Here is a 15,697-nt window from a genome sequence, read left to right on the forward strand (position 1 = left end):
ATTTAACCAATTTGCTCTGGAAGATAATCATTATCTTCTAGGTCACTAAATCGTGTGAAAGAAGACTGAAAGGCAAGGGGCACGATTCCTGTCGGTCCATGACGTTGTTTTGCAACAATAACATCAGCTTTTCCAAAAACTTTGTCCATTGTCTCTATCCATTTCATATGTTCAAGGCTACCGAACTTTGGCTCTTCATTTTTGAGGTAATATTCTTCACGATAGACAAATAAAACGATGTTGGCATCTTGCTCAATAGAACCAAATCCACCTAAATCTGAAAGTTTTGGGCGTTTATCTGTTCTGTTTTCAACTTGATGTGAAAGTTGTGAAAGAGCAATAATAGGGATATTTAATTCTTTCGCTAAAGCTTTTAATTCTGCAGTGATTTCTTGAATATGATATTCAGATGTGTATTTTAAATCACTTGTCATGAGTTGGATATAATCAATAATTAAGACATCCAAACCATGTTTTTGCTTGAGACGCCGAGCACGGGCAGCCAGTTGTGAAACTGATATTCCTCCAGTTTGATCAATATAAAGGGGTGCCTTTTGGAGCTGATTTACCGTACGAATAATTTTTGAAAATTGTTCATCTGAAATATGACCACGTCGAATATCAGAAGAAGAGACTTCCGTTTGTTCAGAAATAATACGTGTTGCAAGCTGCTCTGAGGACATTTCAAGTGAGAAGAACCCTACAACGCCGCCTTCATTTTCTTGGATATTACCATTATGATTATAAGCATTGGCAATATTAAAGGCAATATTGGTAGCAAGTGAAGTTTTACCCATACCAGGGCGTCCCGCAAGGATAATTAAGTCGGATGGTTGTAATCCTCCCATTTTTTCATCAAGTGTTTGAATATGAGTCGCTATCCCTGATATTTGCGAAGAGCGCTTTTTTGCAGCACTTGCTATATCAACAACTCTTTTGATAGCTTCATCAAGACTGTCAAATCTACTATCGCAGTCTTCTTTTTTTTCTAGCATAATTATACACTTTCCTTTTGTTAGATATCAGTTTTTATGCAATTTTATATCAAGAATATTTTGCATATTGTAGAATTTTCTCTGTGCTGTAGTATTTAAAACACTGCTTGTTTTTATATTGCGGTAATTAGGGTAATTTTTCAGATAGATTAGAAAATATTTTTGTTAAAAGGTTAGAGGTTGTCCTATAAAGAGGAAAGTTTCTGATATTCTACATAATAGTCAGCCTTGCACAACAGCAGCAATTATTTTTGAATTTAAAAACAAGAAAATGAGTGTCTTGTGAGAAGGAGTTTTTTAAAAGAAGGAACAATATAGAAAGATTTAGATTAGCTATGGATTTTAATATATGTACCCCACTTACAACATTAAGAGATGTGTTATCATTTCATGCAAGAAGAATGTTATTAAATAGCAAATAACGGCGGCTAGAATCATTGAAAAATGATTCTTTGTAAGAAATTTTATTCTTGATAAGAACTACATTTTTTAATAAGAAGAATGGTTTCACAATTTTGACAGATAAATTGAATACGGTTGCGTGCCATTTTGATTTAACCAATTTGCTCTGGAAGATAATTACTATCGGCTAGATCACTAAAGCGTGTGAAGTCAGATTGAAAGGCAAGGGGAACGATTCCTGTCGGACCATGGCGCTGTTTTGCAATAATAACATCAGCTTTTCCAAAAGCTTTGTCCATTATTTCTAGCCATTTTTGATGTTCCAAAGTGTTTAGTTTTGGTTCTTCATTTTTGAGATAATATTCTTCGCGATAGACAAACAGAACGATATCGGCATCTTGCTCAATTGAACCAGATTCACGTAAATCTGAGAGCTGTGGACGTTTATCTGTTCTATTTTCTACTTGACGAGAAAGTTGAGAGAGAGCGATAATAGGAATATTCAATTCTTTTGCTAATGCTTTTAATCCTGTGGTAATTTCTGTGATCTCTTGAACACGATTTTCTGATGAACGCTTTGAACTGCTTGTCATGAGTTGGATATAGTCAATAAACAAGATATCTAAACCATGTTGCCGCTTGAGACGCCGCGCACGAGCAGCTAATTGCGTAATTGATATTCCCCCAGTTTGATCAATATAAAGTGGTGCCTTTTGTAGTTGGTTCACCGCACGAATAATTTTTGAAAATTGTTCATCTGAAATATTGCCACGCCGAATATCAGAAGAAGAGACTTCTGTTTGTTCAGAAATAATACGGGTTGCAAGCTGTTCGGATGACATCTCAAGTGAGAAGAATCCCACAATGCCGCCTTCATTTTCTTGGATATTGGCATTACGATTATAAGCATTAGCAATATTAAAGGCAATATTGGTAGCCAGTGAGGTTTTACCCATACCAGGGCGGCCCGCAAGGATAATTAAGTCAGATGCTTGTAATCCTCCCATTTTTTCATCAAGTGTTTTAATATGGGTGGCTATCCCTGATAATTGTGAAGAGCGCTTTTTCGCAGCACTTGCCATATCGATAGCTTTTTTAATAGCCTCATTAAAATTTTCAAATCCACCTCCATATTTCCCTTTTTCTGCTAGCTCAAATAACTGATTTTCAACAGTTTCAATTTGTTGGGTAGGCGTGAGCTCTACAGGAGCATCAAAGGCTGTATTGACAACTTGAGTTCCAAGGTTAATCAAAGACCGTCGGATAAAAAGATCGTAAATGACGCGTCCATAATCTTCAGCGTTAATAATAGTGACTGCCTCTGTGGCTAAGCGAACAACATATTGGTATACAGTAATATCTCCAATTTTTTCTTCCATTTGGATATAGGGCTTGATTGTAACTGGATCTACACGTTTTCCTGTTTTAATAAGGTGAGATAAAACATGATAAATTTTTTGATGCAATGGTTCAAAAAAATGTTCTGGTTTTAGAAAATCTGAAACGCGGTCAAGAGAATCATTGTTGATAAAGATGGCACCAAGCAATGCCTGTTCAGCTTCAATATTATGCGGAAGTTGCCGAAAAGAAGGAGAATCCTCTTTCTTTGAAGAGCTGACATTAACAACGTTAGTTTCTTCCATAATATTTTTCCACTAAAATTCTAAGTCTAGCTACTTTAGGCGATAAATTGAAAATCGTATAATTAAAAGAATAGAGCTACAAACCTTCATTTTAAGTTAAAATTATATAATTTTTTAAAACTCTCTTTTCGTTTCTCATTTATCATTTGTGTATTATTTATATAACGTCTATCTATTTTATAATATGTGATTTTAAAGTGGAAGTTTTGCTACTCTAAATTTAAGTATTTTTAAGTTACTTAACCTTAAAATTCCAATATCTGTGTAAGTAGAATTATTTTTTTATAACTGAAATTATTTCAGATCATGTGAGGATGTAATCAACTTAACGCTCATACAAACTTTAGCCTTAAGGGTAGAACTTTAAATTATTTTTGCTTTATATGCTGGAAAACAAAAGACATTTCCTCTTAGTAATATTATCATTCTCGGCATGTAATGCCTTTAAATAGTATACTTCTAATTCTTTCATAAAAATAAGGTTCTTTATGTACGATAGCCATAAAATACTCACTTTTAAAGTGTGAGTATTTTATGAGCGATATTTATAATGGAATAAAAAATATAAAACAGAAAGAAAAATAGCAATTAAGCTTCTTGATGAGAACTGTTTATATCGTTGTCATTAATTTCTTCTGCCAATAATTCTTCCTGACTTTCTTCTAATAATTCTTCTTGAATATTATATATTTCTTTAGCCGAAGTGAGAGTTTCACCTTCTGCTTGGCGTTGTGCTTCACTGGTAGAACGCGCAACGTTAATAATCACAGAAATTTGAACCTCTGGATGTAAACTAAGAGTGATAGTGTGAAGACCGATCATTTTTATTGGATGATTAAGTTCGATTTGATTTCTTCCAATAGAAAAGCCTTCATCTGTTATGATTTCAGCAATATCACGTGTTGACACAGAACCATAAAGTTGTCCCGTTTCACCAGCAGAACGAACAACAATGAATGATTGTCCATCAAGTTTTTCAGAAATTTTTTGCGCTTCGCTTTTGCGTTCAAGATTACGTGCTTCAAGTTGTGCACGTTGTACCTCAAAATGTTTTTTATTAGCTTCATTTGCGCGTAAAGCTTTACCTTGAGGCAAGAGAAAATTACGCGCATAACCATCTTTAACTGAGACAATATCACCCATCTGACCAAGACGAGGAATGCGCTCAAGTAAAATAATATCCATAGTTTTTCCTTTCGAACAAATAAATTTAGTGGAGTTTTTTGCGTGATTGAAAATTGTATTGAATAGCAGCCCAAATTCCCATCAAAAGTACCATGAAAACAATAGGTGGAGCAAAAACGACTGTAAAAATAGCAATATAAACAAGAGAAAGTATAATAATTCGACCGTTTACCCCTTTTGTAATATTGTGAAGATATGCTAGACCGCTAATTAATATGATGACAATGTATGCAGTACTAAAGACAAGGGTACTCAAGTTAAGAGAAGCGCTCAGCTCAACCATCGATGTTATGCAAACAATAATGAAAATAATAATTCCAGAAATTGGAAGGCGGAGAGTTTGGCTCCAATCATCACGGGGTCTTTTCAGCCATTTCATATGTTGTGCTGCTATAATGGAAAAGTAAAGGTTACCAATGAGAAAAACCAAACTATAAATAGTCAAAGAAAAAGCAGTAAAAGTTGCTGTATGCGTCATTAAAAGCTCACTAAAAGCGCGTATATAGGCTTCTTTTATTGACTGTGTTTGTTGCAGAGTTTGTGCTATGTTTTCGGTGATTTTTTTTGCAACGATGGGTGTGGAAGGACGTGTTTGAACATAGAGCCCAATGAAAGTTGCTATAAGAGCGATAAAATTAGTTAAATGAAAAATAACCGATGATAATGGATACCATATCAGTTCATTTTCTTTTTGCGCTGGTCGTGCAAGCCCAAGAAGCCAAGAAGCATAGACAGCAGGAAGGAAAAATAAGACCATAAAGCCAAGAGCAATATAGGTATTAGTGGTTATGATAAGAACAACAGTAGCACTTATGAGGGCGATGAGACTGGCTAATGTTCCTTGACCGAACGCAACAATAAAAATTGGTAATGAAAGAAAGCAGCCAAGAAGAAGAGAAAAAAAGGGCACGATATTTGCAACACTGATGATTGCCAGCCCTATCACAACAGCAAATAATCCTGCTAAAATACCGGTTAATATCTCATAAGTACGATTTTTTTTCATTTATTGCTGTCCTGCTTTCTGCAGTTAGAGGCGTATCAATACCCCAACTTTGACATTTAATAGCTTAACATAGGATACAACAAGCTATTTTAAACCATATAAGAAATGCAACTGGAGAAACTCTCCAGTTGCATAGCATATTGATTGCTTACTTTATAACGTACGGAAGTAAGCCTAAAAAGCGAGCACGTTTGATAGCATTAGCTAATTCACGCTGTTTTTTCTGACTAACAGCAGTAATCCGTGAAGGAACAATTTTCCCACGTTCGGAAATATAACGTTGTAACAACTTGATGTCTTTATAATCAATTTTGGGAGCATTGGTCCCTGAAAAAGGACATGTTTTACGACGACGATGAAAGGGGCGACGTGCAGAGTTTTGATTAGTATCAGTCATCATTCTACCCCTTCTATAGTATTTTCACGTTGACGACGTGGAAAACGAGGACGCTCTTCATCATGTCCAATGTGACTATTGCGATCAAGGTGTGAGAGCATAGCAGATTTTTCTTTTTCGTGTTGTTCTACGCGAATGGTCATATAACGCAAAATATCTTCATTGATGCGCATCTGACGCTCCACTTCAGCAATTGCTGAAGCTGGTGCATCAATATTGACTAAGACATAATAAGCTTTACGGTTTTTCCGAATACGGTAAGCAAGAGGACGAAGTCCCCAATTTTCTATACGCCCAACTTTTCCACCATGCGCTTCAATGACACCTTTGTAGAGACTCAAAAGTTCATCAACTTGCTGCGGAGCAATGTCTTGTCGGGCAAGGAACATATGTTCATAAAGAGCCATTGTTTTGCCTTTCTTCAATTAAATTTCACCGGTTTTAGCGCAAAGCCTCTGCGACTTGTCTTTTTTGGAAATCCAAAGAAGAAAGGACGCGTTTACAATTCGAAACATCTCAGAGCGGAGACACGGGAGGCCGGAAACATTGTATTTCCTACTGATATTTTACAGCCCTCCGTTCAACCTCCAGCTAAAGTGCCGGCAACGAATATTTCATATCTACAGGTTATCTTTTAAAATAGCAAGTTTATGCACATAAAAAATTGATTTGTTAAATCTTGATATATTTCCTTCTTCTACAAAAAGATAATACTGTAATATAAAGGCAAAGGAGGGAAAAATGGACTTTTTAAACCAGATTGATGTTACACTCTTTGAAATGTTTGTCGGCAATCATCAAGCTTGGTCGATTATAGTTTTGTTTAGTATTTTTTGTGCAAAGTTTTTAATTTATATTATTCCTCTCCATCTTTGTGCGTTGTGGTTTTGTAGTGGGGAGAGGGAACGGTGTGTTGTGCTAAGCATTTGCATGAGTATTTGTGCCTCTCTTTTCATAGGTTATCTCATTTCTCTTTTTTATTTTCATCCTCGCCCATTCGTGGTAGGGCTGACGACACCGCTTATTCAACATCGTGCAACAGCTTCTTTTCCTAGTAATCATGCCTTGACCATTGCATCTTATGCAGCTAACTTTTATTTTTACCGATACAAAGTTACTTTTAAATTTGCCACCGTATTTTTGTGTTTGATCTGTTGGGCGCGCATCTTTGTGGGTGTACATTATCCCTTTGATATTTTAGCAGGTGCACTTTTAGGAAGTCTCATAAGTTTGGGTGTTATTCAGTTTATAGCACCCTATTTTCCTAAGTTTTTATATCAAATTCCGCCCTTAAAATATAATTTTAAGTGTGGTATTCGTTTTAAATAAAGGGCTTTATATTGATTTGTGCGGATGAATAAGGTCAAAAGAAAATAATTTAATTGTACAGTTTTAGGAGTTGATAAATGGGTGCAGCTTTTATTTTTCCAGGGCAGGGGAGTCAACTTGTTGGTATGGGGAAAGCGCTTGCAGAGCAATTTATTGTCGCAAGGATGGTTTTCGAGGAAGTTGATGATGCTTTGGGTGAGAAATTATCAAAGATCATTTTTGAAGGACCAGCAGATGTTTTAACGTTAACAGCAAATGCACAACCGGCATTAATGGCTGTATCTATGGCTGTCATTCGTGTGATGAAACAATTAGGGCTTCGTATAGAAGAAAAGGTAAGGTTTGTTGCTGGTCATTCTTTAGGCGAATATTCGGCTCTTTGTGCTGCTGGTACATTTACTCTCACAGATACGGCAAGACTTTTGCGTATTCGTGGCAATGCTATGCAGGCTGCTGTCGCGGTTGGTGAAGGTTCTATGGCTGCATTAATTGGTTTAGAAGAGCACATTGTGGAAGAAATTTGTGAAACTGTTTCTGGAGAAGGACTATGTCAGATTGCTAATGATAATGGTGGTGGGCAAATTGTTATTTCTGGTAAAGCAAAAGCAGTTGAGGCAGCGGTAGAGATTGCATCAACAAAAGGTGCAAAACGTGCACTTCTTCTTCCTGTTTCTGCACCTTTTCATTCATCTTTAATGCAACCTGCTGCTGATGCCATGAAGAAAGCACTTTTGACTGTTAACAAAATGTCCCCTATTGTTCCTTTGATTGCCAATGTTTCTGTTGCACCTGAGAGCAATCCAGAGCGTATTACTACTCTTCTTGTCCAACAAGTGACTGGGAGGGTGCGATGGCGTGAAACAATAGAATGGATCGCTGCTAATGGAGTTGATACGCTTTTTGAAGTTGGTTCTGGAAAAGTTTTAACAGGTTTAACGCGTCGTATTAACAAAGATATAAAGGGGGTAACCATTGGAACAGTTGATGAAATAGAATCAGCGCTAGGTATGCTTGGCGTTTAATCTATAAGGAGTTAAAAGATGTTTAGATTAACAGGACGTAAAGCTCTTGTAACGGGGGCTTCGGGAGGAATTGGTGAGGCAATTGCACGCTGCTTTCATGCACAAGGAGCCATTGTTGGACTTCATGGAACACGTGAAGAAAAGCTCAGAGAAGTGGCGGCAGAATTAGGGCAGAATGTTTTTGTATTTCCCGCTAATCTTTCTGAACGCCAATCGATTAAACAATTGGCTGAAGTTGCAGAGAGAAAAATGGATGGCGTCGATATTTTGGTTAACAATGCAGGAATCACTAGGGATGGTCTTTTTGTGCGTATGCAAGATAAAGACTGGGATGATGTTTTAGAAGTTAACCTAACAGCTGCTTCTCTTTTGACGCGTGAATTAATACATTCTATGATGCGCCGCCGTTATGGAAGAATTATTAACATTACATCTGTTGTTGGTGTAGTGGGAAATCCTGGACAAACGAATTATTGTGCTGCAAAAGCAGGCTTGATAGGTTTTTCTAAAGCATTGGCACAAGAAATTGCTTCGCGAAATATCACTGTCAATTGTATTGCTCCAGGATTTATTAAATCTGCAATGACAGACAAGCTTAATGAAAAGCAAAAAGAAGCCATTATGGCTGCAATTCCAATGAAGCGTATGGGAAGTGGGCAAGAAATAGCTACTGCTGCTGTTTATTTAGCAAGCGATGAAGCAGCCTATACGACAGGTCAAACACTCCATATCAATGGTGGAATGGCAATGATATGAGTATTTATTTTATTCCACATTGATTTATGAGTTGTATTATTTTAGATAGTAACGATTGAAATGGATAGATGCATCTATTTCTTTAATATGGTCGTTAATCAATTGATGTCAGAATGTCAGATTGGTTCATTTTGTAGGGGATATCCACAGGATGTTTTAAATCATTACTAAAATCTTTTAAAGTAATGCATCTATTGCTTGATTAGATGAACCGATATAGTTAACCAAATTATAGGAAATATAAATTCGAGGATTTCAACATGAGTGATACAGTAGAGCGCGTTAAAAAAATTATCGTGGAACATCTTGGGGTTAATGCTGATAAAGTTGTAGAAAATGCAAGCTTTATCGATGATCTAGGGGCTGATAGCCTTGATACGGTTGAACTCGTTATGGCTTTTGAAGAAGAGTTTGGGGTAGAAATTCCAGATGAAGCTGCTGAAACGATTTTTACAGTTGGCGATGCAGTCAAGTTCATTGATAAAGCTTCTGCGTGATTACTAAAGGGCAAAGGCATAAATTGCTTTTGCCTATATTCTTCGGAGCTCTTTTGAAAAGAGAGCTTTGAGAGGTGAAGTTTAGTTCAAGGTTAGAAGTTATGAAACGTGTTGTTGTTACTGGTTTAGGATTGGTATCTCCATTAGCTGGTAATATTGAATATAGTTGGAAACGACTTCTTGAAGGAAGAAGTGGTGTCCGACGTATCACTGAGTTTGATGTGTCAGATTTGCCATGCCAGATTGCTGCGCGTATCCCCTTAGGGGATGGAACAGAGGGGACCTATAATGCTGATTTGTATATGGAACCTAAGGAGCAACGTAAAGTTGATGCATTTATTGTTTATGCAATGGCTGCTGCTAACCAAGCGCTTGCAGATGCCGAATGGTTTCCTAAGAGTGATGAAGATCAGATTTGTACAGGTGTGTTAATTGGTTCGGGAATTGGGGGAGTTGAAGGTATCGTTGAAGCTGGTTATACGCTTCGTGATAAGGGACCACGTCGTGTTTCTCCCTTTTTTATTCCAGGTCGTTTGATTAATCTTGCTTCTGGTTATGTGTCTATTCAATATGGTTTACGGGGGCCTAATCATTCTGTTGTAACAGCTTGTTCAACAGGGGCGCATGCGATTGGTGATGCGGCACGTTTGATTATGTTTGGTGATGCAGATGTCATGGTGGCAGGGGGGACTGAATCTCCGATAAATCGGATATCTCTTGCAGGTTTTGCAGCTTGTAGAGCTCTTTCTACTTGTCGCAATGATGATCCTGAACGGGCGTCACGTCCTTATGATACTGATCGTGATGGTTTTGTGATGGGGGAAGGAGCAGCTGTTGTTGTTTTAGAAGAGCTGGAACATGCCAAAAAACGAGGAGCACGTATTTATGCTGAGGTTATTGGCTATGGTTTATCTGGTGACGCTTACCACATTACAGCACCTTCAGAAAGTGGTGAAGGGGCTCAGCGTAGTATGATAGCTGCTCTTAAGCGTGCACAAGTGAATGTGAGTGAACTTGATTATATTAATGCTCATGGTACATCTACGATGGCTGATTCCATAGAGCTAGCGGCTGTTGAGCGTGTTTTAGGGAGTTATGCACCACAAGTTTCTATGTCATCAACGAAATCATCTATCGGGCATTTACTTGGTGCAGCCGGTGCTGCTGAGGCTATTTTTTCTATTTTAGCTATACGGGATAATATAGCCCCAGCGACACTTAATCTTGACAATCCATCGATTGAAACAAAAATCGATCTTGTACCACACAAACCGCGTGAACGAAAGATTGATACGATTCTTTCTAATTCTTTTGGATTTGGTGGGACAAATGCATCGTTGGTGATGCGACGTTTTAGGGGATAATAAGTATTTTATTTAATTTCTGCTTTTGAGTTTTCTACTTTATTATAAGGTGAATGAGAAATTATAATATTATCCTTAATCGCTATTGAGGGGTTATGTCCGATGTGAAAAATGGAAAATCATTAAAGGACGTAAGTGATTCCTCTTCGAATCATTTAGCAGATAGTTATGACATGTTAATACATAAAAAACGAAAGAAATCATCTATCGTCCGTAATCCGTTGGTCATTCTCGGTCATTTTTTTCTTATGCTGATTGTGATTATTCTTTTTGCCATAAGTATTCCTCTTTATATTGGAAAAAGTATTTTTGAAGAAAAGGGAAAAATTGAGGAAGAACAAATTGTTCTTATCCATCTTGGTACCGGAATTCGTGAAATTGCTTCATTGCTAGAAAAACGTGGTTTTATTCGATCATCAGATATTTTTGTTTATGGGGTTGGTTATCACCAAAAAACAACGCATCTGAAGGCTGGTGAATATTTAATTCCAGCTCATGCTTCGATGCAGGATATTATGGATATTCTTGTGAAAGGAAAATCTATAGAATATACATTTACAGTACCTGAAGGTTTAACGGTTCAGCAAGTTTTCGATCGATTAGCTGCGAATGAAATTTTGATTGGAGACCTTCCAAAAATTTTGCCTCCAGAAGGCTGTTTAATGACGGATACTGTTCGTTTTATTCGGGGGACAACGCGTAAAGAGATTGTAAATAGATTGCGTGAAGGACAGACAAAATTAATTCATGATATATGGGCTACGCGTTCACCTGATTTACCTATTAAATCAATTGATGAATTTGTTATATTAGCCTCAATTGTTGAGAAAGAAACGGGAATTGCAGCAGAAAGACCAATGGTTGCTGCGGTATTTTATAACCGCCTTACAAAGCATATGCGTCTTCAATCGGATCCAACAGTGATTTATGGTCTCTTCGGAGGAAAAGGAAAACCATCCGGTCGTGCGATTTATCGTTCAGATCTTGAGAAGGAAACACCATATAATACTTATAAAATTAATGGTTTGCCCCCAACGGCTATTGCAAATCCAGGTCGAGATTCTTTGAAAGCGGTGGCACATCCACCAAGCAGTGATGCACTTTATTTTGTTGCTGATGGTTCAGGAGGGCATGTTTTTTCTCGAACTTTAGAAGAACATAATATGAATGTTCGCAAGTGGCGAGAATTAAAGGCAAGACATTGAATTTATAGTGATAACACCATCGTAAATGAAAATCTCAAATATAGTAAAATTTTTCTATTTAAACTTTTTTATGAGAATGATAAAAAATTATTTTCTTGTCTGTCACAAGTGGGATTAGCGTATGGATAAAAATATTTAAGAAAGAAGTGAATATACTGCTAATACCTTATCTCAAAAAAGAGCAGAATAACATTGAGAATTTCTAAGAAAACACATTGATTAGGGGATAGGTTGAGATAATGTATAATTCAAACTTTGGAGAAACATTTATGAACAAAGTAGAGTGATGTAATGACAGTCTTTGAAAGTAAATTGAGTACTATAAAAATGAATCAACGCCGCGGTTTTTTATTTATTCTCTCTTCACCTTCAGGTGCTGGTAAATCAACAATTTCTCGATTACTTCTAAAAGAGGGACAATTAGAGCTTTCCGTAAGTATGACCACAAGGAAAAGGCGTCCTAGTGAAGTCGATGGGCTGCATTATTACTTTATTTCAAAAGAAGAGTTTGAATATAAGCGTGATAGGGATGAATTTATTGAGTGGGCAGAAGTTCACGGAAATTATTATGGCACTTTACGTGAAACTGTTGAAAGCGCATTGAATGCTGGCCAAGATATGTTATTTGATATTGATTATCAAGGTACCGAGCAGCTGCAAAAAAAGATGCTAGGAGACACTGTATCTGTTTTTATTCTTCCACCATCAATGAAAGAGCTTGTTTCGCGTTTACATCGTCGAGCAGAAGATAGTCAAGATACTATCAATTTGCGATTGGAAAATGCACGAACGGAGTTAAAGCATTGGCTTTCTTATGATTATGTTGTGATTAACGAAGATTTAGATCAGTCTTTATCTTTTATTAAATCAATTTATTTAGCTGAAACCGTAAAACGTGAGCGTTGTTCTTATCTTGGCTCTTTTGTTGATGGGCTTATTGCTGAAAAAATCGATAAATGTTGTGATTAAAAAAGGTTTTATAACACAAAGTGTATTTTTTAGAGCACTAGATGCGCTAAAGTTACAAATTCAGAAACCGAGAGCGTTTCAGCACGGCGCGTTCCATCAATTCCAGCTTTTTCTAATAGCTCTTCACCTCCAAGTATTTTGAGATTTTGACGAAGCATTTTTCGTCTTTGTCCAAAGGCGGTTTTTGTGACGAGGCTTAGTTTTTTTGCAGAGCAGGCAAGAGGTTGTGTTCGCGGAATAATATGAACAACGGAAGACGTTACTTTAGGTATTGGTATGAAGGCTTGAGGGGGAACATCAAAAGCAATTTTAGCAGTGGTACGCCAGCCAGTTAAGACACTAAGACGTCCATAATGAGTAGATTGAGGTTTAGCTGTAATCCGTTTGGCAACTTCACGTTGAAACATCAATGTCATTGATTCATAAAAAGGAGGCCATGGTTCAGTTAAAAGCCAATTTAATAAGAGTTGTGTCCCAATATTATAGGGAAGATTTGCAATAATGCGCGGTTTTACAGGGCTTGTTTCAAAGAGTTTTGAGAAGTCTTGCTTCAGTGCATCATTACAAATAACTTTTAATTTTTTAGGATAGTGTTTTTCTATTTCTAAGAGAGCCGGTATGCAGCGCTCATCGCGTTCTATTGCTGTTACAATGGCACCCTTTGCTAGCAAGGCACGTGTGAGACCTCCAGGACCTGGACCAATTTCAAGAACAGGTTTTCCTTCTATATTGCCTGCTTGATGAGCAATTTTAGATGTTAAATTAAGATCAAAAAGAAAATTCTGCCCCAAAGATTTATGCGCTTGTAATCCATATATATCAATGACCTCACGCAGAGGAGGGAGATTATCTATTGGCATGGGTTTAAACTATTTTTTGCAAGTTGATTTGCAAGTTTAAGAGCAGCAATAAAGCTTTCGGGAGAGGCTATCCCTTTATCAGCAATGTCAAAAGCAGTTCCGTGATCTGGAGACGTGCGAATAAAAGGTAGACCTAACGTGACATTAACAGTGCTATCAAAGTCTAATGTCTTAACAGGGATAAGGGCTTGATCATGATACATACAAATGGCAACGTCATATGCTTTTCTTGCGCATTCATGGAACATTGTGTCGGCAGGCAGCGGGCCTGCAATATTGAGTCCTTTCTTTTTAAGATATTCAATAGCAGGAGTGATAACTTCAATATCTTCTTTTCCCATTGCACCTTCTTCTCCAGCATGAGGATTAAGACCAGCAACAGCTAGTCGGGGTGACGTTATTTTAAACCTTGTTTTTAAGTCATATTCAGTAATAAGTACCGTTTGAATAATTAAATCACGGGTAAGCTGTGAAGGAACATTTTTAAATGGAATATGAACAGTTATTGGTACTGTTTTTAATCGGGGTCCTGCTAACATCATAACTGGATGATAACATTTATGAAAAGCTTTATGGGCTAAATCGGCTAAAAATTCTGTATGACCTGGAAATTGAAAACCCGCATCATAAAGACTCTTTTTTGCAATAGGACAAGTGATAAGTGCACATGCATGGCCATTTTGAATCAATTGAACACAGCGTTTAATTGCTTCAATAATTCCAGCGGCATTATTCGATGAAGGTATACCTAATTGATCACTTTGTTTGTTTTTTAACGGTATGATAGGAAGAGCGTTTTGAAAATTTTTTGCAGGATTATTGATTAAAACAGATTGCACCTCAACATCAATCTGTAAAAAACGAGCGCGCGAACGAATAACATCTGGATCAGCAAGAAGTACAAAAGGTGGAATTTGGCGCGTAACACGCAAATTCCACGCTTTTAGTACTATTTCAGGACCAATTCCGGCAGGATCACCACCGCTAACAATAAGAGCAGCCATTATGAATTTTGAATGCGTGCCACTCGCCGCAGTTCTCCTAAATATTTTTCGCTTAATTCTTCAAGTTTTTGCGGGCTTCTTTTTTTACTATCTTGAAGAGAAAATATCAGTCGAGCGACATAATCATCAGAAACTCTTTTTATTTTGCAGACAGCAATTGCTTCGATTCCATCAGATGTTTCTTGTAATTTTGTCATTTTGCCAGCAGGCGTTTCAAGAATAGCTTGTTCCCATGCATTAGGAAGTTGTGGCTCCAGAAACTTTCCTAAGTGGCGGATAGTAACGTCTAAAATACCTCTTGCTTGATTGTGAGCATTGGCACATCCACGGAAATGTGCGCGAAAATTACTTGCTTCTCTTTGACGTCTTGCAAAGATTTCTGAACGACGATGTGCAGGAATGACAAAAACAATTCGCTGTAATGTATATTCGTTGGTTGAAGGTTTTACACCACCATTTTTTAATATTCTGCGTACAGCTTCTTGTTCGCTAATCATACCTGTTTCAGCTTGATAGCGTGCACTAACAAGACGCCCCCATCCTATTTGTCCACGGATGTAATCTTTAAAGTGTTGCACAGTGATCTCAGTTTGGATCAGAATCTGGTTGAGCTGATCAATCGTCATATTATTTTGTGTCGCAAAATTCTCAAAAGCTCTATCAACTTCATCATTGCTTACTTCAATATTACGACGTTTTATTTCAATATTTTTTAGCTTTTCGTCAATAAGCTCTTTTTTAGCCTGTGCCACCAAATTGCCTTGCTTTTGTTGTAACCTGAGAAAAGAAAGGCGTCTTTGTATATCATAATTTGTGATGGGGTTGCCATTAACTGTAACAACAATAGAAGTCTGCGCAAAGACTGTCGGAATAAAAAATCCATTTATTAGCAGGCTACTTACGCTCAAAGACGCAATATAAAATAAAGCAAGAAAACGCTTTTTCAATTTATTCATGTAAATAGGCTTTCGCATTGTTTATTAATTCTCATCAACAACTTAAAATACACGCTTTCTTTCATAAAAACAATGATAAGTTAAATGACTGATACATTCCCTTTATA

General features: G+C 37.1%; 15 protein-coding genes and 1 pseudogene. 7 read left to right on the forward strand and 9 right to left on the reverse strand.

The features are described from left to right. Window positions 1-2: 2 nt before the first annotated feature. From ACFIMX_RS01875 to rpsF, 6 genes and pseudogenes are all read right to left on the reverse strand, one after another. Window positions 3-947, reverse strand: a pseudogene (locus ACFIMX_RS01875) (DnaB-like helicase C-terminal domain-containing protein); the annotation flags it as partial. A 602-nt stretch (window positions 948-1,549) separates the two neighbouring features. After that, window positions 1,550-3,040, reverse strand: coding sequence for a replicative DNA helicase (locus ACFIMX_RS01880; RefSeq protein WP_375617652.1), 1,491 nt, complete (start codon window positions 3,038-3,040; stop codon window positions 1,550-1,552). 588 nt (window positions 3,041-3,628) lie between these two features. Continuing rightward, entirely contained in the window at window positions 3,629-4,225 is a 597-nt protein-coding gene (gene rplI / locus ACFIMX_RS01885) for a 50S ribosomal protein L9 (protein WP_375617653.1), read from the reverse strand. 25 nt (window positions 4,226-4,250) lie between these two features. Further along, entirely contained in the window at window positions 4,251-5,231 is a 981-nt protein-coding gene (locus ACFIMX_RS01890; RefSeq protein ID WP_375634326.1) for a hypothetical protein, read from the reverse strand. 148 nt (window positions 5,232-5,379) lie between these two features. Beyond that, on the reverse strand, window positions 5,380-5,628 hold the full coding sequence (gene rpsR / locus ACFIMX_RS01895; RefSeq protein ID WP_012754957.1) for a 30S ribosomal protein S18: 249 nt from the start codon (window positions 5,626-5,628) through the stop codon (window positions 5,380-5,382). Continuing rightward, window positions 5,628-6,035 carry a 30S ribosomal protein S6 gene (gene rpsF / locus ACFIMX_RS01900; protein WP_375617655.1) on the reverse strand — a complete coding sequence of 136 codons (408 nt, stop codon included), beginning with the start codon at window positions 6,033-6,035 and terminating at the stop codon, window positions 5,628-5,630. The genes rpsR and rpsF overlap by 1 nt, the downstream gene beginning before the upstream one ends. Before the next feature lie 334 nt (window positions 6,036-6,369). Between rpsF and ACFIMX_RS01905 the strand changes: the two genes are divergently transcribed. The 7 genes from ACFIMX_RS01905 (at window position 6,370) to gmk (ending at window position 12,770) form a co-directional block, all read left to right on the forward strand. Next, window positions 6,370-6,957 (forward strand): undecaprenyl-diphosphatase, encoded by a 588-nt coding sequence (locus ACFIMX_RS01905; RefSeq protein WP_375617656.1) that lies wholly within the window; start codon window positions 6,370-6,372, stop codon window positions 6,955-6,957. Between the two features lie 77 nt (window positions 6,958-7,034). Next, on the forward strand, window positions 7,035-7,979 hold the full coding sequence (gene fabD / locus ACFIMX_RS01910; protein WP_375612933.1) for an ACP S-malonyltransferase: 945 nt from the start codon (window positions 7,035-7,037) through the stop codon (window positions 7,977-7,979). Window positions 7,980-7,997: 18 nt separating this feature from the next. Next, window positions 7,998-8,735, forward strand: coding sequence for a 3-oxoacyl-[acyl-carrier-protein] reductase (gene fabG / locus ACFIMX_RS01915; RefSeq protein ID WP_375617657.1), 738 nt, complete (start codon window positions 7,998-8,000; stop codon window positions 8,733-8,735). A gap of 260 nt (window positions 8,736-8,995) precedes the next feature. After that, complete coding sequence (locus tag ACFIMX_RS01920) at window positions 8,996-9,232, forward strand: acyl carrier protein (protein WP_004860281.1); 237 nt, start codon at window positions 8,996-8,998, stop codon at window positions 9,230-9,232. A gap of 101 nt (window positions 9,233-9,333) precedes the next feature. Then, a complete protein-coding gene (gene fabF, locus ACFIMX_RS01925) occupies window positions 9,334-10,596 on the forward strand; it encodes a beta-ketoacyl-ACP synthase II (RefSeq protein WP_375617658.1) in 1,263 nt (420 codons plus the stop codon). 95 nt (window positions 10,597-10,691) lie between these two features. Beyond that, the gene (mltG, locus tag ACFIMX_RS01930; protein ID WP_375693942.1) at window positions 10,692-11,801 is read left to right on the forward strand and encodes an endolytic transglycosylase MltG; all 1,110 of its coding nucleotides are present in this window, start codon (window positions 10,692-10,694) and stop codon (window positions 11,799-11,801) included. 291 nt (window positions 11,802-12,092) lie between these two features. Further along, the gene (gene gmk, locus ACFIMX_RS01935) at window positions 12,093-12,770 is read left to right on the forward strand and encodes a guanylate kinase (RefSeq protein ID WP_375629245.1); all 678 of its coding nucleotides are present in this window, start codon (window positions 12,093-12,095) and stop codon (window positions 12,768-12,770) included. 29 nt (window positions 12,771-12,799) lie between these two features. On the opposite strand, the gene rsmA is transcribed toward gmk, so the two are convergent. Genes rsmA through ACFIMX_RS01950 form a run of 3 tightly spaced genes read right to left on the reverse strand, consistent with a single transcriptional unit; the run spans window position 12,800 to window position 15,590 of the window. After that, window positions 12,800-13,630 (reverse strand): 16S rRNA (adenine(1518)-N(6)/adenine(1519)-N(6))-dimethyltransferase RsmA, encoded by an 831-nt coding sequence (gene rsmA, locus ACFIMX_RS01940; RefSeq protein ID WP_375636282.1) that lies wholly within the window; start codon window positions 13,628-13,630, stop codon window positions 12,800-12,802. Next, on the reverse strand, window positions 13,621-14,634 hold the full coding sequence (gene pdxA, locus ACFIMX_RS01945) for a 4-hydroxythreonine-4-phosphate dehydrogenase PdxA (RefSeq protein ID WP_375640552.1): 1,014 nt from the start codon (window positions 14,632-14,634) through the stop codon (window positions 13,621-13,623). The genes rsmA and pdxA overlap by 10 nt, the downstream gene beginning before the upstream one ends. Continuing rightward, entirely contained in the window at window positions 14,634-15,590 is a 957-nt protein-coding gene (locus ACFIMX_RS01950) for a SurA N-terminal domain-containing protein (RefSeq protein WP_375640550.1), read from the reverse strand. The genes pdxA and ACFIMX_RS01950 overlap by 1 nt, the downstream gene beginning before the upstream one ends. Between the last annotated feature and the right edge of the window lie 107 nt (window positions 15,591-15,697).

Source organism: Bartonella sp. AD24XZML, assembly GCF_042196485.1.
Taxonomy (GTDB): Bacteria; Pseudomonadota; Alphaproteobacteria; order Rhizobiales; family Rhizobiaceae; genus Bartonella.

What these genes read in the sequence shown, in the direction of transcription:
- rsmA (WP_375636282.1), bottom strand. Translation starts at nt 13,630, where the DNA reads ATGCCAATAGATAATCTCCCTCCTCTGCGTGAGGTCATTGATATATAT.
- fabF (WP_375617658.1), top strand. Translation starts at nt 9,334, where the DNA reads ATGAAACGTGTTGTTGTTACTGGTTTAGGATTGGTATCTCCATTAGCT.
- fabG (WP_375617657.1), top strand. Translation starts at nt 7,998, where the DNA reads ATGTTTAGATTAACAGGACGTAAAGCTCTTGTAACGGGGGCTTCGGGA.
- pdxA (WP_375640552.1), bottom strand. Translation starts at nt 14,634, where the DNA reads ATGGCTGCTCTTATTGTTAGCGGTGGTGATCCTGCCGGAATTGGTCCT.
- mltG (WP_375693942.1), top strand. Translation starts at nt 10,692, where the DNA reads ATGTCCGATGTGAAAAATGGAAAATCATTAAAGGACGTAAGTGATTCC.
- rpsF (WP_375617655.1), bottom strand. Translation starts at nt 6,035, where the DNA reads ATGGCTCTTTATGAACATATGTTCCTTGCCCGACAAGACATTGCTCCG.
- rpsR (WP_012754957.1), bottom strand. Translation starts at nt 5,628, where the DNA reads ATGACTGATACTAATCAAAACTCTGCACGTCGCCCCTTTCATCGTCGT.
- ACFIMX_RS01880 (WP_375617652.1), bottom strand. Translation starts at nt 3,040, where the DNA reads ATGGAAGAAACTAACGTTGTTAATGTCAGCTCTTCAAAGAAAGAGGAT.
- fabD (WP_375612933.1), top strand. Translation starts at nt 7,035, where the DNA reads ATGGGTGCAGCTTTTATTTTTCCAGGGCAGGGGAGTCAACTTGTTGGT.
- gmk (WP_375629245.1), top strand. Translation starts at nt 12,093, where the DNA reads ATGACAGTCTTTGAAAGTAAATTGAGTACTATAAAAATGAATCAACGC.
- ACFIMX_RS01950 (WP_375640550.1), bottom strand. Translation starts at nt 15,590, where the DNA reads ATGAATAAATTGAAAAAGCGTTTTCTTGCTTTATTTTATATTGCGTCT.
- rplI (WP_375617653.1), bottom strand. Translation starts at nt 4,225, where the DNA reads ATGGATATTATTTTACTTGAGCGCATTCCTCGTCTTGGTCAGATGGGT.
- ACFIMX_RS01905 (WP_375617656.1), top strand. Translation starts at nt 6,370, where the DNA reads ATGGACTTTTTAAACCAGATTGATGTTACACTCTTTGAAATGTTTGTC.
- ACFIMX_RS01890 (WP_375634326.1), bottom strand. Translation starts at nt 5,231, where the DNA reads ATGAAAAAAAATCGTACTTATGAGATATTAACCGGTATTTTAGCAGGA.
- ACFIMX_RS01920 (WP_004860281.1), top strand. Translation starts at nt 8,996, where the DNA reads ATGAGTGATACAGTAGAGCGCGTTAAAAAAATTATCGTGGAACATCTT.